At 59.0% G+C, this 23,436-nt stretch carries 21 protein-coding genes; 13 read left to right on the forward strand and 8 right to left on the reverse strand.

Features of this window, described 5'->3' with window-relative positions; translation table 11 throughout:
- Positions 1-29 precede the first annotated feature (29 nt).
- A complete protein-coding gene (locus AB6B39_RS06745; RefSeq protein ID WP_284369419.1) occupies positions 30-626 on the reverse strand; it encodes an FMN-dependent NADH-azoreductase in 597 nt (198 codons plus the stop codon).
- 104 nt (positions 627-730) lie between these two features.
- On the opposite strand from AB6B39_RS06745, the gene AB6B39_RS06750 reads away from it, so the two are divergent.
- The 3 genes from AB6B39_RS06750 to AB6B39_RS06760 all read left to right on the forward strand — a co-directional run bounded on the left by AB6B39_RS06750 (position 731) and on the right by AB6B39_RS06760 (position 5,100).
- A complete protein-coding gene (locus tag AB6B39_RS06750; protein ID WP_284369417.1) occupies positions 731-1,654 on the forward strand; it encodes a LysR family transcriptional regulator in 924 nt (307 codons plus the stop codon).
- A 255-nt stretch (positions 1,655-1,909) separates the two neighbouring features.
- The gene (locus tag AB6B39_RS06755; protein ID WP_284369415.1) at positions 1,910-4,393 is read left to right on the forward strand and encodes a TonB-dependent receptor; all 2,484 of its coding nucleotides are present in this window, start codon (positions 1,910-1,912) and stop codon (positions 4,391-4,393) included.
- Positions 4,394-4,470: 77 nt separating this feature from the next.
- The gene (locus tag AB6B39_RS06760) at positions 4,471-5,100 is read left to right on the forward strand and encodes a VOC family protein (protein ID WP_284369413.1); all 630 of its coding nucleotides are present in this window, start codon (positions 4,471-4,473) and stop codon (positions 5,098-5,100) included.
- Positions 5,101-5,127: 27 nt separating this feature from the next.
- On the opposite strand, the gene AB6B39_RS06765 is transcribed toward AB6B39_RS06760, so the two are convergent.
- The 7 genes from AB6B39_RS06765 to AB6B39_RS06795 all read right to left on the reverse strand — a co-directional run bounded on the left by AB6B39_RS06765 (position 5,128) and on the right by AB6B39_RS06795 (position 10,979).
- Entirely contained in the window at positions 5,128-5,475 is a 348-nt protein-coding gene (locus tag AB6B39_RS06765) for a hypothetical protein (RefSeq protein WP_284369411.1), read from the reverse strand.
- A gap of 135 nt (positions 5,476-5,610) precedes the next feature.
- A complete protein-coding gene (locus AB6B39_RS06770) occupies positions 5,611-6,282 on the reverse strand; it encodes a hypothetical protein (protein WP_284369409.1) in 672 nt (223 codons plus the stop codon).
- Entirely contained in the window at positions 6,279-7,004 is a 726-nt protein-coding gene (locus AB6B39_RS06775) for a hypothetical protein (protein WP_284369407.1), read from the reverse strand. Before AB6B39_RS06775 ends, AB6B39_RS06770 begins: the two co-directional genes overlap by 4 nt.
- Positions 7,001-7,993, reverse strand: coding sequence for an MDR family NADP-dependent oxidoreductase (locus AB6B39_RS06780; protein WP_284369405.1), 993 nt, complete (start codon positions 7,991-7,993; stop codon positions 7,001-7,003). The genes AB6B39_RS06775 and AB6B39_RS06780 overlap by 4 nt, the downstream gene beginning before the upstream one ends.
- Positions 7,990-8,871, reverse strand: a complete 882-nt coding sequence (locus AB6B39_RS06785; RefSeq protein ID WP_284369403.1) for a hypothetical protein — start codon at positions 8,869-8,871, stop codon at positions 7,990-7,992. The genes AB6B39_RS06780 and AB6B39_RS06785 overlap by 4 nt, the downstream gene beginning before the upstream one ends.
- A 2-nt stretch (positions 8,872-8,873) precedes the next feature.
- Positions 8,874-10,451 carry an FAD-binding oxidoreductase gene (locus AB6B39_RS06790; protein WP_284369401.1) on the reverse strand — a complete coding sequence of 526 codons (1,578 nt, stop codon included), beginning with the start codon at positions 10,449-10,451 and terminating at the stop codon, positions 8,874-8,876.
- 78 nt (positions 10,452-10,529) lie between these two features.
- Positions 10,530-10,979 carry a hypothetical protein gene (locus tag AB6B39_RS06795; protein ID WP_284369399.1) on the reverse strand — a complete coding sequence of 150 codons (450 nt, stop codon included), beginning with the start codon at positions 10,977-10,979 and terminating at the stop codon, positions 10,530-10,532.
- A gap of 198 nt (positions 10,980-11,177) precedes the next feature.
- Between AB6B39_RS06795 and AB6B39_RS06800 the strand changes: the two genes are divergently transcribed.
- The 10 genes from AB6B39_RS06800 to AB6B39_RS06845 all read left to right on the forward strand — a co-directional run bounded on the left by AB6B39_RS06800 (position 11,178) and on the right by AB6B39_RS06845 (position 23,384).
- The gene (locus tag AB6B39_RS06800; protein ID WP_284369397.1) at positions 11,178-13,361 is read left to right on the forward strand and encodes a TonB-dependent receptor; all 2,184 of its coding nucleotides are present in this window, start codon (positions 11,178-11,180) and stop codon (positions 13,359-13,361) included.
- Between the two features lie 66 nt (positions 13,362-13,427).
- A complete protein-coding gene (locus tag AB6B39_RS06805; RefSeq protein WP_284369395.1) occupies positions 13,428-14,774 on the forward strand; it encodes a 3-isopropylmalate dehydratase large subunit in 1,347 nt (448 codons plus the stop codon).
- A complete protein-coding gene (gene leuD, locus AB6B39_RS06810) occupies positions 14,771-15,343 on the forward strand; it encodes a 3-isopropylmalate dehydratase small subunit (protein WP_284369393.1) in 573 nt (190 codons plus the stop codon). Before AB6B39_RS06805 ends, leuD begins: the two co-directional genes overlap by 4 nt.
- A complete protein-coding gene (locus AB6B39_RS06815) occupies positions 15,331-16,353 on the forward strand; it encodes a hypothetical protein (protein ID WP_284369391.1) in 1,023 nt (340 codons plus the stop codon). The genes leuD and AB6B39_RS06815 overlap by 13 nt, the downstream gene beginning before the upstream one ends.
- A 5-nt stretch (positions 16,354-16,358) precedes the next feature.
- Entirely contained in the window at positions 16,359-17,627 is a 1,269-nt protein-coding gene (locus tag AB6B39_RS06820; RefSeq protein WP_284369388.1) for an MmgE/PrpD family protein, read from the forward strand.
- A 19-nt stretch (positions 17,628-17,646) separates the two neighbouring features.
- The gene (locus AB6B39_RS06825) at positions 17,647-19,011 is read left to right on the forward strand and encodes an MmgE/PrpD family protein (protein ID WP_284369386.1); all 1,365 of its coding nucleotides are present in this window, start codon (positions 17,647-17,649) and stop codon (positions 19,009-19,011) included.
- Complete coding sequence (locus AB6B39_RS06830; protein ID WP_284369385.1) at positions 19,008-20,399, forward strand: phenylacetate--CoA ligase family protein; 1,392 nt, start codon at positions 19,008-19,010, stop codon at positions 20,397-20,399. Before AB6B39_RS06825 ends, AB6B39_RS06830 begins: the two co-directional genes overlap by 4 nt.
- Positions 20,400-20,403: 4 nt before the next feature.
- A complete protein-coding gene (locus AB6B39_RS06835) occupies positions 20,404-21,609 on the forward strand; it encodes an amidase (RefSeq protein WP_284369383.1) in 1,206 nt (401 codons plus the stop codon).
- 42 nt (positions 21,610-21,651) lie between these two features.
- The gene (locus AB6B39_RS06840; protein ID WP_284369382.1) at positions 21,652-22,584 is read left to right on the forward strand and encodes an AraC family transcriptional regulator; all 933 of its coding nucleotides are present in this window, start codon (positions 21,652-21,654) and stop codon (positions 22,582-22,584) included.
- Positions 22,581-23,384, forward strand: a complete 804-nt coding sequence (locus AB6B39_RS06845; protein WP_284369381.1) for a VOC family protein — start codon at positions 22,581-22,583, stop codon at positions 23,382-23,384. The genes AB6B39_RS06840 and AB6B39_RS06845 overlap by 4 nt, the downstream gene beginning before the upstream one ends.
- The last annotated feature ends 52 nt before the right edge of the window (positions 23,385-23,436 follow it).

The following is a 23,436-nucleotide window of genomic DNA, read 5'->3' on the forward strand; positions in this document are numbered from 1 at the left end:
AGTCTATATAAGGGTCGTCTGGACTGGCGTCAGGCTGCGAGTGTGCGAACCTGCGTCCGGGTCTTTTCGACCTTGTCTGCGCCGTTCATCATGAGCTGGTCTGCGACTAAGATTTCGACATCCGTGATTCCGATGAAGCCCATCACATGACGCAGATAGGGTGTGGCGAAATCGATCTCGCTGCCGACCTTTGTGCCGCCTGACGCGACCAGAATGACGGCGCGCTTACCGGAGAGCAGGCCGACCGGGCCGTTTTCCGTATAGCGGAAGGTTTTTCCTGCCCGCGCAATCTGATCGATCCAGAGCTTCAGCGAAGCCGGGACCCCGAAATTATAGATCGGAAGGCTGATGACGAGCAGATCGGCTTGGTCGATTTCATCGATCAGACTGTCCGATCCATTGAGAGTGGATGTCTGCGCGTTTGTCCGCTCAGCCTCCGGCGTGAAATTGGCGTTGACCCAATCGGCTGTGACGACGGGTAGGCCGGTGCTCACATCTCTTGTGCGGACATGAACGGGGCGGGTTTCGGCAATCTGGTCGATGAATAGATCGGCGAGGTCCCGGCTGACGGATCCTTCTTGGCGGGCCGAGGAGTCAACGCGAAGGATGGATAGGGGATGTGACATGGAAGGCTCCTGACAAGCTGCGTTTGTATGAACCCTAATTAGGTGTTGTCGTTAATCTTATAAGTCTGCTTGTTTGCAAGTCATTGTTGCAATATGTGCAACGTATGGACCGGTTCATTGAAGCACAGATTCTCGTTGCCACAGTGGAAGCCGGGAGCATCACAGGCGCGGCGGATACATTGTCTCTGGACAAGTCGGTCGTCTCGCGCCGGATCAAGGCATTGGAAGCACGGCTGGGTACAAAGCTGCTGAATCGGTCGACGCGGACTCTGTCGCTGACAGATGCCGGGCGCAGCTATTATGGCCGTGCGCAGTCTCTGATCCGCGATTGGCGTGACATGGAGGATGAGGTTAGCGGAGCGGACTGCGCCTTGGCTGGCCCCATTCGGATTGCCGCGCCCCTCTCATTCGGGCTCACGCAGCTGGGACCGGCCCTGATCGACTTTCAGCGTGATCATCCGGATATAAGGCTTGATGTCGATTTTTCAGACCGCAAAATTGATCTTATCGCCGATGGCTTCGACATCGCCATCCGGATTGGCAGACTTGATGACAGCGCGCTCGTGGCGCGAAAGCTAGGCGATGTTCGCATGGTCTGCGCCGCCTCGCCAGACTGGCTGAAAAACCATGCCTCCATCGAGACGCCTGACGATCTGCGTGGAGCGGCCGAGCTGCGTTATGGATTGCGACAGGGAAAAAGCTGGTCATTCCTCGCGCCTGACGGATCTCGCCACTCCGTCAGTCTGGACCCGGTGATGCGAGCCAGTAATGGTGACTTTTTGCGCGACGCAGCAAAGGCCGGACTGGGTCTGGTGATCGAGCCCGACTTCATTCTGTGCGACGATGTCCGCGCTGGGCATCTGGTGCAGCTTCTGCCCGGATATGTTTTCGACGCGCCGAGTGTCTATGCCGTCTGGCCACCGCAACGCCACCTTGCGCGGCGAGTCCGGGTGCTTGTCGACTCGCTGGTCGCGCGGTTCGAGGGGCGTCCGCCTTGGTCCCTCGAAGGCCTCAAGCGCAGCAACTAGCAGCCCGTCCCACAACCAGAAGGCGCAGCGAGACTCAATTACTGTCTCGTCGCGACGAAACTGTGACCTTGTTGCTACAGTTGCGCGCCTTTTGCCCCTCAAGTCGGTCGACATGATTTACGTCAAATGGCGTGCGCCAAGGACCGACATAGGTTTGTCACAAATGGACTGTGAAAGGGGACCTAAACAGTGACTACAAAAATACGTCGTAAGAACAAAAGCATCCGCGCCGGGCTCACGGGGGGCGCCTCAGCCGTGGCACTGGCACTGCTGACTGTCTCGCCCGCCATGGCGCAACTGGTCGATGATGAGATCATCGTGACAGCCCGTCGGGTCTCAGAGACATTACTGGAAGCCCCTGTGGCGGTGACGGCTCTGTCGGAAGCCCAGATCGAAAATCTGGGGATCCAGAGCGTTGACGATATTGCCCGCCATACGGCTGGCTTCTCCTTCTCCAACGCTTTCGGCCGGACAACAGAACGCCCCGTTATTCGCGGCGCTGCCAATATCCTGGCGGGCGTGCAATTCGGCGTTGAAGCGGGTGCAGCCTACTTCGTTGACGGGGTCTATTATTCGGGTGATCTGCAAGCGCTGGACATCCGCAATGTCGAGCGCGTCGAAGTCGTGAAAGGTCCGCAATCGGCGCTTTATGGCCGGAATACCTATTCCGGGGCGATCAACTTCATCACCAAGCGGCCCAGCAGTTCAGGGACGGAAGGTTCATTCGAAGCCATTGTGGCCGAGGATGACGAGTATCAGGTCTATGGCCGGATTTCACAGTCGCTGATTGAAGATGTGTGGGGCTTCTCGCTCTCAGGCCGCTATTACGAATATGGCGGTGACAGTGCCTGGAAAAACGCCGCCGACAATGGGCGGCAGATGGGCGAGGAACAGTCTCTCAATCTGAACGCGACGATGGACGTGAATTTCAGCGAATCGACCACGGCGATCTTCCGCCTTGGCTATGCCGATGATGAAGACAGTGCGCGCCCATTCCGTCTGATCGGGGCTGAGCAGAACAACTGTTCTCCGGGTTACCGCTCGGGTGCCTACTACGACCCCAATCTCAATCCGCTGCCGCCATTTTTGCCCCCGCCCCCATTTGCGGGAATTTTCCCGAATACGGTGACGACGGACAGCAACTTCCAGTATTTCTGTGGTGAACTCTCCCAATTTGAAGATCTCGATCCGGCACAGGATATCAATGGAACGCCGTTCCTCGGTGTGGAACGGCAAATGGTCTTCGGCACGGCGCTGTTCGAGCATCAGTTCGACAGCGGATGGGATCTGACGATGTCGGCAGGTTACCGCAAACAGGATCTGCTGACGGGCTCCGATTCAGATCATCAGGTCGGCGGTATCAACTTCGTCGCGATCAGTCCTTTCTTCTCGATCCCGACGGATAATGCGTTTCTGAACACGACAGATACGGGCGAGGTCGAGGATATTTCCCTCGAAGCACGCCTGAGTACGGATCCAGCCAAGCGTGTCCGCGCATCGGTTGGCGGTTATTATTACGACCAGACAAATGAGGGCCAGTCCGGCGCTCTGTCTCGCCGCACCGCGGATGACCGTCTGGGCCTGGCACCGAGCAATACGCTGACGATCGAGAACAAGGCCGTCTTCGGCACGCTCGACTTCGACATGTCAGACGCGCTGACCGTCTCGCTGGAAGGTCGTTATCAGGAAGAAACCAAAGGCCGTCAGGAATTTGGCGGGGCGACAACGGCAGCTTACGATCAGAGCGTCACCTTTGATGATTTCGTCTATAAGGCCATTCTGTCCTACGACATTAGCGATGATTTCTCGACCTATGGTTCCTATGCGCGCGGCGTGAAGCCGGGTGGGGTCAACGGATCGATCGGTGTCGCTTCAGGCGATGAATTCTATGAACCAGAAAATGTCGATGCTTTCGAACTGGGTCTGAAAGGCCGATTCCTCGATAATGGCCGTTTCACCCTGTCGGGCTATCTCAACGATATTTCGCAATATCAGCTGACAACGCCTGTGGCGGCTATCGCGGGTGGCAATGTCAACTCCGTGGCCACGAACCAGGGTAATGCCGAAATCATGGGCCTGGAATTCGAAGGCAGCTATGATCTGAGCGATTATCTGCGCGTCGGCGGTTCCTATGCCTGGACGGATGCAGAATTCACCTCGGGCTGTGACGACTTCCAGTTCACGCTGAATTCTGGCGGTTATCTGATTGCCGCGTTCGACCGGACCAACCCGCCGACAACGGGAACGATCCGCGGGTCAGCCAATCCGACGGTCCCGACATATGATCCTGACGGTCTGTTCACGGGGAACCTGTCATGCGATATTTCGGGGAATAAAGTGCCGCTGACGTCGGAGCATCAGGTCTCGCTCTACACGCAGGCCAACTTCCCGATCACCGACTCGATGAATGGCTTCATCAATGCGGACTTCACGCATGAAAGTTCCAAATTCATCCAGGTTCACAATCTGATGGAAACGGGCGCGACGAACATCCTGTCGGGTCAGATCGGTGTCACCTATGACAATATCCGGCTCGAAATCTTCGGTCGTAATCTTACGGATGAGCGGACGCCACCGGCTGCGACCCGTTGGTTTGATCTGCTCGAGGGCTTCAATACGATCAGCTCGCAGATCCCGGGCGCGACCTCCATTGACCGGAATGTCACGGGCCCACGCTCAACCTTCCTGTCCTATCGCCGGGGTCGCCAGATCGGCGCCCGCATTCAGGTCGATTTCTAGGACCGACCTGCACACCATATAAGGAAGAAAGCCCGGCACACGCGTTCCGGGCTTTCTCATTTCAGGGGAAGAAGACGATGAAACAGTTCATAATCGCGTCGGCACTGGTGATGGCGACGGCCTGTTCCCAGGCAACGCAGACCATTACGGAAAATGAAGTTGAGCGCGCGACCAAGGTCGCGGCCCCGGATGCGGGGGCGCAGGCTTTCCCCACCGATCTGCGCCGCACCTCGCTGATCGTTTCGGATATGGACGAAAGTCTGAAGCTCTATCGGGACGTGCTGGGGTTTGAGGTCAATTACGACACGGAGGTCACGATGAGCGGCGTTGCATTGCCTGCCGGGGAACCGGGAGCGACGGCGCGTCTGGTTCTGCTGTCATCCAATGATAGCTGGGTCGGCTGGATCGGTCTTCTGCAATGGCTTGACCCGGTGCTACCGACGCCTGAACCCCGACGGCGCATGGGCGTGGGCGATGCCATTCTGGTTTTTAACACGGAAAATGTCGACGAACATTGCGATGCGGCGGCTGCGTTGCCGGGCATCTACATGACCATGCCCGCTTCCAACACAACCTATCCGGCGCGCGCAGGGGGAGATCCGATCGTTGTGCGAACATGCTATTTGTTCGACCGGGACGGCTATTTCATGGAACTGAACAAGGTGCTGGACCGCGACAATTATAACCGCGATGGCAGTGCCGAATAAACAGTCGGGGCGATCAGAGCGGATTGGTTAGCCCAGAAGCGTAGCAACGTCCTTGACAACCCGTTCGATCTGAACGGGTTTGGAGCGGATCAGCGGATCATATTCTGGCAGGGTTTCCCGGACATCGTCTGCATTGCCCGTGACAAACATGAAGGGAACGCCTATCCGGGCCAGTTCCCGCGCAACGAATTCCGTGGTCCCGCCCGTGACGTTGAAATCCAGAAGAGCGCAATCCGGCCGCTTGTCCGGTTCGTCCCGGATCAGTTTCAGAGCTTCGGGAACTGTGGCGACGGGACCGGCGATATCGTAGCCCGCATCTTCCATGACATTTTCCATGTCGAGCGCGATGAATGGATCGTCCTCCAATATCATCACGCGATACGCCATCGTCACCGTTCCCATTCACATGCAGCGATATTTCGCCGTCTATACCCAAACAAAATACATGCGACTGCGATTCTGTTCCGGTCGATTTGAAACAATTCAACATGAGTTAGGTTAAATTTCAGTTCAGAGGAACTTCGTCGTTCCCACGAATCCGATGATCACGAGTAAAAGATAGGTCACGCGCACCCAGAAACGGGACCGGTCCATCAATGCGCGCAGGGGTAATTCGGTTTCATCGGACGAGCCTTTTTCGATCAGGCTCATCAAGGCCGGTCCGACAGGTTTGAACCGCACGTCGATCAGAATGGCGGCGATAAAAATCAGGCCGAACAGTAGCGCCTTCCAAGCCAGCCAGTCCGGAACGATCGGATCGTCGAGCACGAGGCTGACAAATCCCAGATAGAGATATCCAGCCGATAGCGCCCATTTCAGCACCATTTCCACCTTACGGAGTTTCGCTGCCTTCGGCGTCTGTCCGGCTTTATAAGCGGCCCAGACAAGGTAGAGCCAGAGTCCGGATATAGCCCATGCGAGGCTTAGCGCCCAGAGTGGCAACGGCCAGTATCCGCCGAGATGGGCCAGGGAGATCGAACTGCCGACCATGAGCGCCCAAGCCGTTCGCGGTCCCATATCGACCATGACCAGTACCTTCAGCAGAGCAAGGCGCTGGTCCATCGTATAGGCATCGCGCTTGCGGAACTGCCCGCCCAGCACGGCGACACCGAGATCGCCTCCAAGCCAGAAAACATAGAGCAGGATGTGGAAGAAGAGGGCGAGGGCGTAAAGGTCGATCATGGCAGCCGGTCCAGCTCGACCAATTCGTACCAAGTCATCATGTAGCCGGCGACGCCGCCCTGCAGGAAAAAGCCCTGCGGAGTTTTGGCGCACCACATCTCGTAAGGCGGATGTTCCTCCGGGAGTCCTTCGGCCGTGTCGACGATGGAGAATTTCCGTGCTTCGAATGTGCCGGCTCCGACTCTCACGGTTTCGTCGCCTTCATAGACAATGCCGAAATCGAGCGGGAACAGTTCTGGTCCCGTCGCACCGCGATGGTCGGGCGAACTCATCATCACTTGTTTCAGGCTGATCTTGCCGGGTTTGGCATCCATGGGGAAAAGGCGACCCAGAAATCCGTCATTGATGATGGCATGATGGCCGAACCAGGGTGTTCGAGACGTCAGCGCGATCTCCCTGCTGTTCGGACCGAGCTTGGAGTTATGCCCCTTGAACCGGGCATGGCCTGCATCGAACTGGAACCAGCCGCATCCTTCATAGACGCCGCCAACGGAGAGGCGGGAAAAGCCGTCAATTGGGGCCAGCGTATCGGTTTCGAAGCTCGCCACCACGTCGCGCAGTACGTCCGGCGCGTCGTCGATTTCGGTATGAGCATGCAGGACCGATGTGCCGTCGGTCTGTTCGTGTAGCGTAAAAGTTTCACGACCGCGATCTTCATCCATCCGGTCGGGTTTTTTCGATGTGTAGGCGATGCGTCCGCGCCAGGTCTGATGCGTTCTCATAATTTCACGACTGCCTTTCCGACATTCTGGCCGCGCACGAGCCGTTCCATCAGACCGCCTGCTCCTGCCAGCCCGTCGACCTGATCGTGGATATAGGCAATGGCTCCGGATTTGACGTGCGGTGCGACCTCAGCGCGAAATTCATCCCAGCGGTTGTAAAAGTCATAGACGACGAGACCCGAAACCTGCGCGCGTTTGCCGATAATAATGCCGACCGACGTCATGGCAGCCGGCCCGCCATGATAATGGGCGGCGAGACCGCACAGAACCACTCGTCCATAGAGATTGAGATGCTGCATGGCGATGCCGAGCATCTGGTCGCCGACATTCTCGAAATGGACATCCAGGCCGTCGGGCAGGGCGTCGGCGAGCTGATCCGTCCAGCCATCGGACTTGTAATCCAGACAGCGATCGAACCCGAACCGTGTTACGGCCAGGCTGCATTTCTCAGGTCCGCCGGCAATGCCGATGGTCCTCCCGGCCCCGCGTGTTCTGGCGATCTGTGCCGCAGTCGCGCCGACCGGGCCGGAGGCCGCGTCGACCATGAATGTATCGCCGGACTTGATCCTGGCCAGCTGCGTCACGCCTGCCCACGCTGTCAGGCCGGGCATGCCCAGCACCCCCACATAGGATTCCAGTGGCGCGGCATCCGGATCGACGACTTGAAACTGCGCATTGCTCAGGGCGACGGCTTCGACCCAGCCGCCATCCATGGCGTGAATGAACTGACCGGGCTTCGCCTTGTCGGAACGGCTCTCGATCACTTCTGCGACGACAGCGCCCGGGATCAATCCGGCACCGGGCTCAGGCGCAGCCTCGCCCATATGCTGTCCCCGCAGACGCGTCCCGACATAAGGATCCAGAGAAATGTAGCGGACCTGAGCCAAGATACCGCCGTCCGGGCATTCCGGCGCAGCGACATCGATCAGGGCGAAGTCCGCCGCTGTGGGTTTGTCGGTCAGTGCGTATCTGAGAACGGCCTGCTTCATGGTTCGACAATCTCGTAAAGGGTCCCGTTGGGGGATGTGAGGGTGAAGGCACGCTTTCCGGCATAGACAATGCCCGACAGCGTATATGCGACCGCGCCCGTGCGGTTCAGCACGGCATCGAAGTCGGGATGCTGCAAGGTGGCGAGCGCGATACCGGGATAAAGTTCGCCGTCACGACGCGGGCGGTCTGTCGCCCCGTCCGGATATTGATCGACCTCCAGAAAGCAATCGCGCTCATGCTTCACAGTGGCCAATTCATGCTGGGTTCCGTCGGGCAGGCCATGGGCCTTGTTGATCATTGTATAGTTGATCGCCATCGACCGGCCTGGCGACAGACCGACACTGTCGCGCAACCAGTCGAGTTCGCGCTGCATGTCATTCGATCCTGTGACGAGGATAAACAGACTATCGATCAGGCTTTGCGCTCGCGGCAGATCATATTCGGGCAGGTCGCCATTGATCTGTGTAAGATAGACGACTTCCCGGTCAGGTCCCATGACCTGCATCGGATAGATCGAATCCAGCCCAGCGATCTTCTTGGGCGGGCCGATGATCGTGAACGGGCTGTCAATCATGCGGGCATTGACCGCGTCAGTGTCCTGGGTGCAGATCTCGACAGCATTCCAGCCATAGCTTTTCAGCGGTTCGTAATCCGGATGCGCGGATTGTGCGACGAAACGCAGATAGACCGGGCGACCGGATGCCGGTCGCAATGTCACCTGACGTCTTCCGACAAGCTTGGCAACGTGCCAGCTCTCTGCGTGATCCGCGTCGAGCACGTCATCCTCGACCAGCTCATAGTCCAGCCAGGTCCGGTACCAGTCGATGGATCGGTCAAGGTCCGATGACGTCAGTGTGGCTGCGCGGATCAGATGCATGCTCAGGCCCTGTTCAATCCGAGAGCCCCGGCATTGACGAGGCCGTCAGGGTCCAGCAGCGCCTTGATGCCTTCCAGCACGGACTTCGCCTCCTCGGACATATTGTCGTGGTAGGGATAGGTCCGCCCGATCTGGAAGTGGGCAGCACCGAAGTCGGTGAAAATGTCCATCACATTCTGGCGCGCCTGGGTCACCAGTGCAGTCGCCTCCGGATTGGCTTCGAACCGTTTCGCGCGTTTGAGGACGCCGGGTTCGACCGTCTGTTCATGGATCGGATGGATTTCCTCGGGCCAGATGAAGACAGGCTCCACCAGAAAGCCGTTGGTCGATAATGTGGTGAGCAGATAGCCGGTAACAATGTCATGCTTGTCGAGCTCCGGCTTCATCGTCGCGAACATGGCGTCCATCGCAGCAACGCAGGCTGGGCCGTCGCCCATCGGGACGATGCCGTGAATGGGAACCCAGCGCTCGCCCTGCGGACCCAGAATGGAATTGAGCGGGCCGAACGGATTGGTGCGCATGATTTTCGGGATCGAATTTTCGATTTCGCGTCCCGCGTGACGAGACACGATTTCCTTCAGGCGGCGCATCTTGCCGGCGACTTCGCCCTCACTATAGCCTTCGACCATCCAGTGAAGGCTGTAGGCAGCGTCGTCCATGAAGCTGCGGCCTGACAGAACGACCTTGGCACCGTCCTTGATTCCCCTGAGCAGTCCGCCCTTGGCCTTGGTCACGACATTCCCTAGCGTCTTGAAATCGGAGGCTAGGCTAGCACGCGTCATGCGTACGACCTGCAGGTTCGGGTCGAAGCCGAACAGTTCGCAGGCAAAGCCAAGGCGGCCCATTTCGGCCATGGCTTTCGACCAGCTGGACGCGTCGTCGAATTCGAAACTAGCGTGATCTTCATGCGTGGGCAGGGGTATCAGACGCAGGGTCGCTTCGGCCTTGTAGCCGAAACTCCCGGCATCAGACAAAAACAAACCCGTCAGATCCGGGCCATATTGCCGCCAGAACGGCTTGCCTTTTTCGCTGGCCGCTGTGCCGGTTCTGACAATCGTGCCGTCCGCGAGTACGACGGTCAGCGATGTAACAGAATCAGTCGATGGGCCGTGCGCGCCCGCTCCGAAAAAAGCATTATTCTGCGACAGGCCGCCACCAATGGTCGACGTCAGGCCGGATAGCGGGCCCCAGAACGGTGTGCGCAGGCCTTTTGCCGATAGCGCGTCGTAAAGCTGCGCCCATGTCACCCCGGCCTGCACTGTGACAGTCATGTCGGCTTCGTTGATCTCGATAATATCCGTCATCTGCGACAGGTCGAGCATCGCCACGCCGTCACGATCCGGTGTGTAACCCTTGGTATAGCTCATGCCACCGCCACGTGGGTTGAGGCGTATTTTCGCCCGGTGCGCCACACGCACGGCTTCCGCAAGCTGCTCCGTCGTGCGAGGCGATATGACGAAGTCTGCCAGTTCACCCTTGGCCCAGATATCCTCTGAAAACAAAGCGCGGTCGGCCTCCCGGTCGGACAGCCCGTCCGCTCCGAGAAGTTGTGTCAGGCTGTCGATAAGGGGCTTGTTCATGGCAGTGTTTCTATCCGTGATCGGACGGGGTGTCTTGGCGTGCGTCAATCGCTACGGGAACGCAAATCACTCTCTTTCTCAGATCCGGCGTTCCTCGCAGAGCGTGCGACGGATCAGCGCTCCTTCCTTGACGAAGTGCCAGGTTCGAGAACGGATATTGTTGACGGGGGGAAGAATGATTTCCCAGAATTTCACCCCGACAAGATCTTTCCGGTCCAGGTGCAGCAGGATCACACCGTCCTTCGTCTCCCAGGCCGATCCTGAAAATGTCGGCGTATCCCACCAGAGCCGACCGTCTCTGAAGGTGCCGTCCAGTCGGGCTTTGTCGATACGTCCGTCCGCATGGGTGAATATATTGTGCTGGATGTAGGCGAACGGTCCATCATCCGGAAATTCGCAGGTCACGTGACTGTCGTGCCGCTCCAGCTCGACCGCATTCGTGTCAAGATGGATGTATTGCCCGGTCCAGCACCCTTCATGGGCCCGCATGGCTGGCATGGCATCGTGGAAAGCGGCGTGCTGAGACATGTTTGCAACAGTTCGCGCGAAAACAGGTCAGGATTTTGTTCCATGTCAAGAACGCGACATATCGACCGACCTTAGGCGAGGGTGTCTGAGGCAATCAGGCGCAGGGGAGACGGGTCGCAGAAAACCCGCTCCGGGGACCGCAAACATTATTTGACGTGCAACCGGAACGGACTGCGCGACGGTTTTTAGGAGCACCACATGACCAACTCTTTCCTCATCCGCACAGCGTCAGCCGCAGCCCTGGCTGGGGCGATGCTGTTGCCGACACATGCGTTCGGACAGATCGACGAAGTAATCACGACTGCCCAGCGGCGGGCCGAAACGGCGCAGGACGTTCCTGTGTCCCTGACGGTGCTCAGCGCCGAGGATCTGGAAGTGCGTCAGATCGAGGACACGCTCGATCTTCAGGCTTACGTTCCGAACCTCAATCTCGGCACCAATACGGGCACGTCCAACGCAGCGCGGATTTTTCTGCGCGGCATTGGTGAGGACGAATCCCGCGGTCTCGTCGAACCGGCGGTCGGCACCTATGTGGACGGCGTCTATATGGGCCGTCTTGTCGGTTCCCTGTTCGACCTGGTCGATCTGGAGCAAATCGAGGTTCTGCGCGGACCGCAGGGCACGCTTTACGGTCGCAACAGCAATGGCGGTGCGATCAAGATTACGTCCAAGCGTCCGGACACGGAAGGTTTTGCCGCCAATGGCAAGCTGACCATCGGCAATAATGAACGCCTGGACCTCAAGGGCGTAGTCAATATGCCGATCTCTGACAGTACGGCTATTCGCGTTTCGGGACTTTACCGAACGCGCGACGGATTTTTCGATATTGCGCCGGGTCCCAGCTTTGGAAATGCTGTTTATGAGAATATTGGTCAGCTTGATACGATGGCTGTTCGCGCCTCTCTGAGTCAGGATTTTGGGAACTGGAACCTGCTGATCACCGGCGATTATACGGATGATGATAGCGACCCTATCCCGTCCTCCATTGTCGACACGCTCGACGCTGATGGTGATCTGTTCACAATTGAACCCGCACCGGGAACGGCCTGTTTCAACGATGGGGCGACACAACCGACCGCACCGGCCGGCCCGTTCCAGTTCACCCGTCCGGTTGGCTGCTTTGCCGGTTTCACCAATGAAACCAAGAGCCGCGGTCTGTCGGCGCAGCTGACTGGCGATATCGGCATGTTCACGATCCAGTCGACTTCGGCCTTCCGCCGTCTGGATGACAGCCTGTCATCACATATTGGCTTTCCCTATCTGGAGGATACGGATCAGGAGCAGTTGAGCCAGGAAGTCACGGCCTCGTCCAACTTCGACGGTCCGTTCAATTTTGTCTCTGGTGTCTATTACTTCAAGGAAGACCTGAATCTGGATACAGCCTTCGTCTTCCCGTTCCGGGTGGCAGCGGATGTGGAAAGCTTCGCGATCTTCGGTCAGGGGGAGTATCGGGCCGGCGATTTCACGCTGACGGGCGGCCTGCGCTATACGGATGAAAACCGTGACTTCGAAGGCATCGCTTTCAGCTCGGGCCTGACCAATGCCGTTGATGTCGGTGGCAGTAATGTCAGCTATACGGCGAAGGTCGACTATGACGTCAATGAGGATATTCTGCTGTTCGCGTCCTATGCCACGGGGTTCAAGGGCGCTGCGGTTTCTCCCGATTGCTTCAGCCCGGTGGCCTGCTTCCTGCCGGTCACGGAGGAAGAGGTCGGGACGATCGAACTGGGCTTCAAGTCGCGTCTGGCTGACGACCGCGTTCGTCTGAACGGTACCTATTTCAACAGCCAGTATGACGATCTGCAGATTGCGGCGACCGTGCCAGGGCTTGGTTTCACACGCTTCAATGTCGACGAAACCAAGATTTCAGGGTTCGAGTTCGATTTCACCTTCGCGCCGAACGAACGGTTCGAACTGAACGCCAATCTGGGTTTGCTGGACGGCGAATATGAGCAACTCTCGCTGTTACAGGCACAAAGCCTGCTCGGCGCGCTTGGCGCAGCCAATTGTCCGGGCGGGGTCGCCACAGTCGATTGCGCGCAGGATCTGGAGCTGAAAAATGCGCCGTCCTTCAAGGCCAATATCGGTGCCATCTACAATCAGCCTTTCGCTAATGGCATACTCACATTCTCGGGCGATATCAGCTTCGAGTCGGACAGTTTCAATCTGGTTGCCAATGCCCCGTTCAGCGCCGCTACGGACGCACCGGACCTGCTCAATGGCCGCATCGCCTACAAGCCTGACGATGCATTCTGGAATGTCGCCGTCTGGGCGCGTAATCTGACCGACCGGGAATATTTCCGGGCTGGTACGGCGACCGGAAACGCTGTCTATGCGGCTGAACCGATGACCTACGGGATCGACTTCGGTTTTGAATTCTAGGGGTCCGGCATCGCCCGATTGATACAAGGCAGTCGCGTTTTGGCGCGGCTGCCTTATCTATAGCGTATGGCGAAGACGCTTTTCGATAAAATCTGGGACGCGCACCGCGTCACCACTTTGCCATCTGGCGAGGACCTGATCGCGGTCGATCGCGTCTTTCTGCATGAACGTACGGGCTCGGTTGCGTTGGAAAGCCTGCTCGCATCAGGGCGCATGCCGATCGATCCCGATCGTGTTTTCTGCACCATGGACCATATCGTCAGTACGGAAGAGGGGCGAGGGCGGAATGATGCGCGCACACCGGGCGGCGACGTCTTCATCACTGCGACGCGTTCGGCTGCGGCCAAGACCGGGATCCAGCTGATCGATGTGGACAGTGCGGATCAGGGTATCGTTCACGTCATTTCGCCGGAGCTCGGCATTGCTCAGCCTGGCCTCACGCTGGTCTGTCCGGATAGTCACACCTGCAGTCAGGGCGCGCTCGGTGCAGCGGCCTGGGGCATCGGATCGACCGACGCCGAACATGCGATGGCGACAGGGACGCTGCGCCTCAAGCAACCGCCGCAAACGCGCATCCGCGTCGACGGCAGGTTGGCGGATGGCATAACGGCCAAGGACCTCATCCTGCATATTATTGGCACGCTGGGCGCGGACGGGGCGAAGCGCTGCGCCGTCGAATTTTGTGGCGATGCGATCGAAGCCCTCGACGTTGAAGCGCGTCTGACGCTCTGCAATATGGCTGTCGAAATGGCGGCGTTTACGGCGATCATCGCGCCGGATGATGTGACATTCGCCTATCTGAAGGGTCGCCGCTATGCCCCAGAGGACGATCAGTGGGACCGGGCCGTGTCGATCTGGCGGACTCTGATGACCGACAAGGACGCCAGCTTCGATCATGAGCATGTGTTCGATGCCCGTTTGATCGGACATACGCTCACATGGGGAACGTCGCCGGGTCAGGCCGGGCGGCTAGACGGCACAACGGGTCATTCGGACTATATGAATGTGGAGTCCGGGACGCCGCTTCTCGGTTTGCCAATTGGCGGGGCCTTTATCGGCTCCTGCACCAATGCGCGGATCAGCGACCTGCGGGCTGCGGCTGACATATTGCGCGGGCAACGTGTGGCAGACGGGGTCACGGCGATCTGTGTGCCGGGTTCGATGGCCGTGCGGCGACAGGCCGAGATGGAAGGGATCGACCGCATTTTCCGGGCTGCCGGATTTGAGTGGGGCGAAGCGGGCTGCGCCTTCTGTTTTTATGCCGGGGGGCGGACCTTTGCGCCGGGCACGCGGGTCATCAGTTCCACCAACCGGAACTTCGAAGGGCGGCAGGGGCCCGGAGTCAGGACGCATCTGGCCAGCCCAGCCGTGGTTGCGGCCAGTGCCATTGCCGGACGGATCGCCGCGCCATGAATACGCCCTTCATCACCCATGACGGCATTGCTGCGCCACTGCGCCGGGACAATATCGACACGGACCAGATCATTCCGTCGCGTGAAATGAAATCCGTCTCCAAGACCGGACTGGCCAAGGGTCTGTTTGCTGGGCAGCGTTATCTGGACGGTCGGACACCCAATCCGGACTTTGTCCTGAACCAACCTGACTTTGCCGAGGCGACAATCCTGCTGGGCGGTTCGAATTTCGGATGCGGAAGTTCCCGAGAACATGCCGTCTGGGCGCTGAAGGAATATGGCATACGTGCCGTCATCGCCCCCAGCTTCGGTGAGATTTTCTGGGGCAATATGATCGGCAACGGTCTTCTGCCGATCATGTTAGAGGAACCTGTGATCGATCAGCTGCCGCACCGCATCCATATCGATCTGCCCGCGCAAACGGTCAGTGGTCACCCGTTCGCGATCGATGCGGCAGCCAAGCGGCGTCTTGTCGAAGGACTCGACGCGATCGCGCAAACACTCCAACATCAGCCAGCCATCGAGGCGTTTCTGACAAGAGACCGGAAGGACAGGCCATGGGTCTACTGACACGCTTATTGCTGACGAGCATGGCAGGCTTGGTGGCGCTCGGTGGCTGCACAACAGACCCTGAACCCGTCCAGAATGTCCTTCCGGACCTGGAGGCGGTGCAAGCGCCCCCGGAGAGTGGACCCGTCGTATCCCAGCCTTGGGATGCCGTCCGGATCGGAACCTATGATCCTGCAGATTTTGCCCGTCTGTTCACGGACATTGGCGGATACACCGTCATCGATCGGGACGGGACAAAGCTCACCTTGCGAAAGGACGGGGTTGGTCCCCGCATCGTTCTGGACAAGATGCCGGCGAGCGCTCCGATGGCGCGAGCGGCGGATGCAAAGAGCTGGGAGCCGGGCTGCTACTGGTCCCTCATGATGCGAGCGAAAAATGTTCCGTCGATTGTTGCAGATGCGGAGGCCTTGGGGTGGTTGCCGAAAACCCCTGTCGCTTATCTCGAGTTTGGCCCGTCCAAGCTCAATGTCGTTGTTCTGACCCATCAGAAAACAGGCATGCAGGTGCAACTTTACGAACGTCTGACGACGCCATTGCCCGACGGTTATCCCGACTTTGACCGTATCGGAATACCGTTCAACATCATGCAGATGGCCAGTGATCGCGATGCGACCTTCGCCATGTTTACGCAGCAGTTGAACTTCGCAACATTCTATCACGGCGAGCCATATCTGTCGCCGGAACCCGAACTGATGCCGCTGGGCATTCCGGTCGCGTTGACAACGACCGTTCCCTATCGCGCCTCGATCGTCTCACCGCTAGATGGCATGGAGACGGGACGGTTCGAGATGATCGAAATCATGGGACAGGAGGCGGGGCTGAAAGGTCGCGACTTCACAAAGAGCTGCACGAATGACGCGGTCGGTCTTACGGAGGTCATTTATGATGTCCCGCATACGCGCCCGATTTTCGATCGCCTCGAAAGCGCCGGGGCGACCGTGATCCCGGATAAGGGTCTGGTGCTGGTCGCGCCGGATGGCGCGCGCATTCGTTTCGACCACGCGGACTAGCCGATATGAAGACCGTGACCCAGTCGCTGGCGACATTGCTCGCGCGCCCGATTGGCCAAGAGGATCGCGCACGTGCGGCCTTGTTGCTGCTTGACTGGACAGGATGCGCGGTGGCTGGGCGTTCGGAGCCAGCCGGACAAAAAATCGCGGCGGCATTCCCTGACGAAATCGGGCGCTGTACGCGTATCGGCGCAAACCCGGCCTCACCGCAAATGGCTGCCCTGCATAATGGCTGCCTCGGCAATGTTCTGGAGATGGACGATGTCGACAAGCGCGCTGTTCTACACGCCGCGCCGACCGTCATCCCTGCGGCCTTGGCGATGGCGGAGCATGTTGGTGCATCGATGGACGATTGTCTGGACGCGATTGTGGTGGGCTACGAGGCGGCGATCCGCATCGGTCGCGCGGTCGGGCCGGGGCATTATGCGTTCTGGCACAATACGGCGACTTGCGGGCCGTTCGGCGCAGCTGCATCGGCGTGCTATCTGTTGAAGGGCAGCGACCTGGTCAGCGCGCTGGGCCTTGCCGGGACCCAATCTGCGGGTCTCTGGCAGACCCGTCACGAAACCGATTCCATGGCCAAACAGCTGCACGCCGGCCATGCGGCGCAAGTCGGTGTGCAGTCCGCATTATTGTCGGCGCAGGGCTTTCAGGGTCCCCGGACTATTCTGGAAGGGGAACAAGGTTTCTTCGCTGCACTTTGCCCGGGCGCAGACCCCAAAGATGTCATGTTCGCGCATGAAGGCTGGCTGCTGCATGAAACCTCGCTGAAACCTTATCCAGCTTGCCGTCACGCTCATCCAGCCATTGATGCGGCGCTCAAAGCCGACGATGATGGCGGGGAGGTGCTGCTGCGGACCTATGCCGACGCGATCAAGTTTTGCGACCGCCCTGAGCCCAGTAGCGTGATCGAAGCCAAGTTCAGTCTGCAACAGAGTGTCGCCGTGGCCCTGACGGGTCGTTCGCCGACATTGAATGATTTCGAACCGGACGCGATCGCCAGCCATGCCGCGACACGAACCCGTGTTAGGGTTGAGGAGAGTCGCAATTTCAACGAGGCCTATCCGGCCCACTATGGTGCAAGTATTGAAATCGGGGGACAGGTCTGGATCGCGACGGACGCATTAGGAGATCCCGAAGTGCCGATGCGATACGACCAGATCCGGCAGAAGGCCTTTGGCTTAATGCGCCATGGCGGCATGGATGATCCAGACCCGTTGATCGATGCGGCGCTCGACCGGATTTTGGCAACCTATTGCGCCCGGCTTCCATAAGATCGGATAGAAGGACGACATGACCTCAATCTCACCGATCTTCGCGCGATATGCGCTCAATCAGTCCGTCTTCTCGGATTCGGCTTATGATGCGGCTAAAACTTTTCTTCTCGATAGTCTGGGAGTCGGGATTGCCGGCGCGAAAGCGCCTTTCCAGTCGAGCGTTCACGCGGTGGTGCGAAGCTGGGGTGAGGGCGGTCCGGTTCACCTTTGGGGGCACGAAACGACAGCTCCGCAAGCCAGCGCAGCCTATCTGAACGGCTTTCAGATTCACTCCATGGAGTATGATTGCGTCCACGAACCGGCGGTTGTCCACCCGATGGCGACTATCCTTGCCGCGATCGGCTCCGAGGTCGAAGCCCGCGGTCAGACATCCGGCTTCGAACTGATGGAAGCCCTGATCGTGGCTGTCGATGTGGCGGCGGAACTGGGTGTTGCGGTGAAAAGTCCGCTGAAATTTTTCCGCCCGGCCACGGCGGGTCTGTTCGGGGCGACACTGGGAATCGCCCGTCTGCGCGGGTTCGACGAAGCCACGTCCCTGTCTGCCATGGGTTGCGCCCTCGCGCAGTGTGCCGGCGTGATGCAGGCCCATGTCGAAGGTAAACCGACTTTGCCGGTGCAGATTGCGGGCGCAGCGCGCGCAGCGGTTGTCGCATGCGATCTGGCACAATCGGGACTGCATGGCCCCGAACAGTCTCTGGAAGGCCCGTTTGGTTATTTTGCCATGTTCGAAGACGAAGTCGACCTGGCATCCGCCGCCGAAGCGCTGGGTAAATTGCACCGGATCACGGAGGTCAGTTGGAAACCGTTTCCAACAGGCCGGGCGGCGCAGGGCGGCATTCCCCTGGTCCAGCGACTGATGGAACAGGGCGTAACCCCGGACACGCTCGAAACCCTGGAATTACAGGCTCCGCCCATTATTCCGCGACTGGTGGCTCGTCCTGCGCATGCCGGAATGAGCCCGAATTATGCGCGTCTGTGCTTTCCCTATCTGGCGGCTGTGACGCTAAATCGTGGGACCGTAGGCCTGTCTGATTTCACGACTGAAAGCCTGAATGATCCTGAGCTCCTGGCGCTGGCAGGGCGTGTCTCTGTGACGACCAATCATATTGAGGACCCGGCGGAATTCGTCCCGCAGACCGCGGTCGCACAGCTGAAAGATGGCTCTGAGCGCATTGCGCTGACGGCGAAACTGTTCGGGTCGCCGGCAGATCCGCTGTCGCGAGAGCAGCACATCGCAAAATTTCGGAACTGTGTTCGCTTCGGCTTGAGCGATGACAAGGCAGATGAGGTGGCTGACAGGCTTATCGCGAGTGTGGACGATCTGGAACGGTTCGACGATGTGCGCGAGCTTTTCAGCTTGGCGGGAGGGATAATCACGTGAGTGCGACCTATTTCGACTATGTCGATCCCGATGCCATTCGGGCGGATCACCCGATCGGTGAGGGCTTCATCGATTTTGCCAGGAATACGAGCCGTGACGCGCTGTTCGCGCATCAGGACCGATTGTTTCGGCGGATGCTGGTCCTGGCCTGGAAAACGCCGTTTTACCAGAAACTCTGGGGCGATCAGGGGATCGAACCCGGCGACATTGACGGGCTGAAGGACATTGAAAAGCTGCCAATGTTCGACAAGTCGGACATCATGGCCAGTATTGAGCGCGATCCACCGTTGGGGGACTTGACCGGGCTTGAAACCTATGCGGCGGATAAACGTCCCCCGGTCAAGGTTCATACGACGTCCGGGACGACTGGTAAGCCGCAAGTCCTTGTTTTCGGACCGAAATCCCGCGAAGTGCAAAATCTTTTGCTGGCCCGTCTCTATACGCTGCAGGGTATCGGGCAGGGCGATATCGTCCATTCCGTCTATGGCCACGGTCCGATCAATGGCGGGCATTATGTCCGCGAAGCGGTGACGCACTGGACGCAGGCGATTTTCTTGTCCGCAGGGACCGGGGTCGAGACGCGCTCGGTCAAGCAGGTTCAAATGATGGCAGATTTCCGCTCGACCGCAGTCGTCGGGTTCGCCGACTACATCAAGAAACTGGCCAAGGTTGCCCGTGAGCAGGGATTGGAACCAGGCAAGGACATCCCGATCCGGACGATTTCAGGGCATATGGGCCGCGAGGATAAGAACAGCGTCTCCGAAATGTGGGGCGGGGCTGAATGCTATGACTGGTACGGCGTCGGCGATACGGGCGCGATTGCGGGCGAGGGGCCTGATCAGGACGGACTCTATGTTCTGGAAGACGCACATTATCTCGAAGTCTGCGACATCGATACGGGTGCGCCGGTCAGGGACGGGCAAACGGGCGATATGGTCGTGACCTGCCTGTTCAAGGACGATGTCTATCCGATTATCCGCTTCAATACCCATGACGTCACAGCCGTACGTCCGGGTAAGAGTTCGCTGGGGTTTGAGCTGACCCGGATCGAAGGGTTTCTGGGGCGATCAGATAATATGGTGAAGCTACGCGGCATTAATATCTTCCCGCAGGCGATTGGTCCCCTGATGGAAGAGATCGAGGCGTTTGGCGGTGAGTTCTATTGCAAGGCGGAGCGGGATGCGACCGGGCGCGACGAGATGATCGTCGTGGCGGAAACGAAAATTCCCGTGACACCTGATCTGGAGCAGCGCTTCGAAGCGCTGTTGAAGAGCAAGCTGGGTCTCGGCATGGGCGTGAAGCTTGTCCCCATGGGGACAACCAGCGACGTGACCCAGGTCGATGTCCGGCAAAAGCCGATCCGGCTTGTGGACACGCGGTTTGACTGATCACGTGACCGCCCAGTCCCGTCTGGAGTCATGCTACGAAGCGATGAAGGCGGAAAATGATCGCATCAATGCGGTCATCGATGCCTATAATGACCTCGCCATACCTGAAATGGCCGACAGCGATATGCGGGCCGAAGAGGGTCGGCCTCTATCTCAAATCGACGGCATGCCTATTGGCGTTAAGGCCAATATCGCCGTTGAAGGTAAGTTCTGGCATGCAGGCATCAAGGCTTACGCGTCCCGAAAAGCGGATGACGATGCCCGTGTGGTGAAGCGATTGAAGGCTGCTGGTGCCTTGCTGGTCGGAACCCTGAATATGGAAGAAGGCGCGCTCGGCGCGCAGACGGATAATCCCTGGTTCGGCAAGACGATCAATCCGCTCAAGGATGGTTACACACCCGGCGGAAGCTCCGGCGGCAGTTCTGCGGCTGTGGCGGCGGGCTTCGTCGAAGCTGCGCTCGGTACGGACACGATGGGCAGTGTGCGCATTCCGTCAGCCTATTGCGGATTATGGGGCTTCAAGCCGAGCCATTCTGACGCGATGATGGAAGGCGTCGTCCCGCTGTCTCATACGCTCGACACGGTCGGGGTTCATGCCGCCTCACTACAAACCTGTGTGGACGTGATGCAGGTCATCGTGGAGGCGGATCTGTCGGGTGGAACCGCGGGAGACATCGTGGCGCTGGACTGGGGCGATGCGGTGGAGGTGGAGCCGTTCATTGCGGAGTCATTTGCAAAAGTCGCGACAGGACTCCCGTCGACGGACATCGCGCCTTACGCCTATGGCCGGTCTCGCCGGGCTGGTCTGATCCTGTCCGAAGTCGAAGGTTACGCGGCGCATCGGTCCCGGCTGCAGACCAAGCCCGACGGGTTCTCGGACTTTTTCCGGGGCATGCTCGAATATGGGCGGGACCTTCCACAAGACCGTATCGAGGCGGCCTATGCGCATGTCGACGCGCTGCGTTCCGCTGACTATCCTGATTTCATTCTGATGCCGACAGCCCCGCAGACAGCGTTCCGGTTCGGTGATCCCGTGCCGGCCAATCAGGCCGATTTCACAGCCTTCGCCAATCTCTCCGACCGCCCGGCCATCGCCTTTCCGATTGGCAGGGACCGACGCGGCCTGCCTGTCAGTGCGCAGATCGTCGGGCCGAGGGGTCGCGAAGCGGATCTCGTCGCGACAGTCAGACGGTTTTACGACGCGCTCTAGACCGGACTTGTCGCCGTCGGCGAAAGCTGGTTTTCTGCCTGCATGTCGAGAACCAAAGACCGGGCCTTGGCCGCTGCCGAACGCGCCTACATGCTTGTGCGCAAGGACCCCCGTCGCCTGATCACATTGGAGGCCGTGGCGAAGGAAGCCGGCTATTCCGCATCCCGTCTGCACACGCTTTTTCTGCACAGATACGGCGAAACTTTCGGCGCATTCGTCAGGCGTGTCCGGCTCGAAAAGGCCTGCGGTCTGATGCGCGCTCATCAGAACTGGACCCTGACGCAGATCGCTCTGGAGGCGGGCTATTCGGAAAGTTCTGATTTCAGCCGCTCATTCCGCCGCGCTTTTGGCACAGCGCCGCGGGAATGGGACCGGGTCGCACCGCTGAACGGCCTCGGCGATAATGAGAGGAATCGTCAAGCGGAACAGGATCCGGCGTGCGACAATGCGGTCATGAAAGCTGCTCCCGATCTATTAGCGCCGCCCGGCTCCGTTCGGATCGAACATCGGCCCAGACAGACCGTTGCCATATATGCCGTGCCTCAGGCCGATCAGGCCCAGAATTTGCGCACTGGCTGGGATCGGTTCGAGCGCTGGCTGTGCGACCGGGACCAGCGACGGCCTGAGCGCATGATGATGGGCTTAAGCTATGACAGCCATTACGACTCGCCCGGAGACGTGTTCCGCTTTGAGCTGGCTCACCCTGTTGACCCTGAGATCCACGGTCATGCCGGGGTCGTGATCCGCGACCTACCAGAAACACAGGCCGCCGTATTGTCGTGTCAGGGTGGCCTGGCGGAATTCTCATCGGCCTGGGACTATCTGGGCCGCGTCTTTCTGCCGGACAGCCCATGGGAACCGGCGTCCGGTCCCGCCATGGAGATCTATTTCGACGATCCAAGACCGTCCGACATGGCCCACTGGAATATGGATTGCGTTTTGCCCGTACAGTGCTGCGAAGGAGAAGCATCATGACACAGGAACAGCTGATTGCCGCGATGACAGGCCGCTGGTCCGGACCGGAAACGATCACGATGGACCCGGCGGCCGGGACGAGCCTTGCTGCGACGGGGCGGTTTGATGCCGAACCGGTTCTGGCGGGTGCCGGGCTACGATCCAGCTACTCTCAGGACATGTCGGAAGCGGTCGGAATGCAGTGTGAAACCGTCTACCGGTTCGGACCGGATGGGGCTGTGACGATGGTCTGGATCCCGTTAAACGGCTCCTTTCAGACATTTCACGGCACGCAAGACGGCGCCGTCTTGACCCTGTCGCGAACGGACGGCGACGGCATGATACAGACGCAGATCGCCGATTATTCCACAGCGGATCGGCTGATCAGTCGCATGGTGATCACCATCCCCAAAGGCCCGGACATGACCGTCTTCGAAGGGCACTATGAGCGACAACCGATCAGCGATGCGCGGCCAACTTGGCATGATCTGACCATCGCCGAGCCGGACCGAAATCTTGCATTCTACGAGGCGATCTTTGGCGGAAAGCCTGTTCCTGTCAGTATGGGCGACTATTCCGACTATAATTTGACCAATGGGTCCGGCGAAACGCTCGGTGGGCTCTGTCATGCGCGTGGTGGCAATGCCGATCTGCCGCCTGTCTGGCTGACCTATTTCCCGGTCCCGTCGCTGGATGCCGCGTTGGCCGAAGCGAAAGCGGAAGGCGGTACGATTATTTCCGGGCCTCACAAGGCCGGAACCCTGCGCTACGCCGTACTGTCCGACCCAAGTGGAGCGTCCTTTGCCCTATCGGAAGGTTAGCGAAGCTTCAGAATTTTCCAGACTCAATCAGTCCTAGGAATTCTCCGCGACT

The organism is Algimonas porphyrae (assembly GCF_041429795.1).
Classification (GTDB): domain Bacteria; phylum Pseudomonadota; class Alphaproteobacteria; order Caulobacterales; family Maricaulaceae; genus Litorimonas; species Litorimonas porphyrae.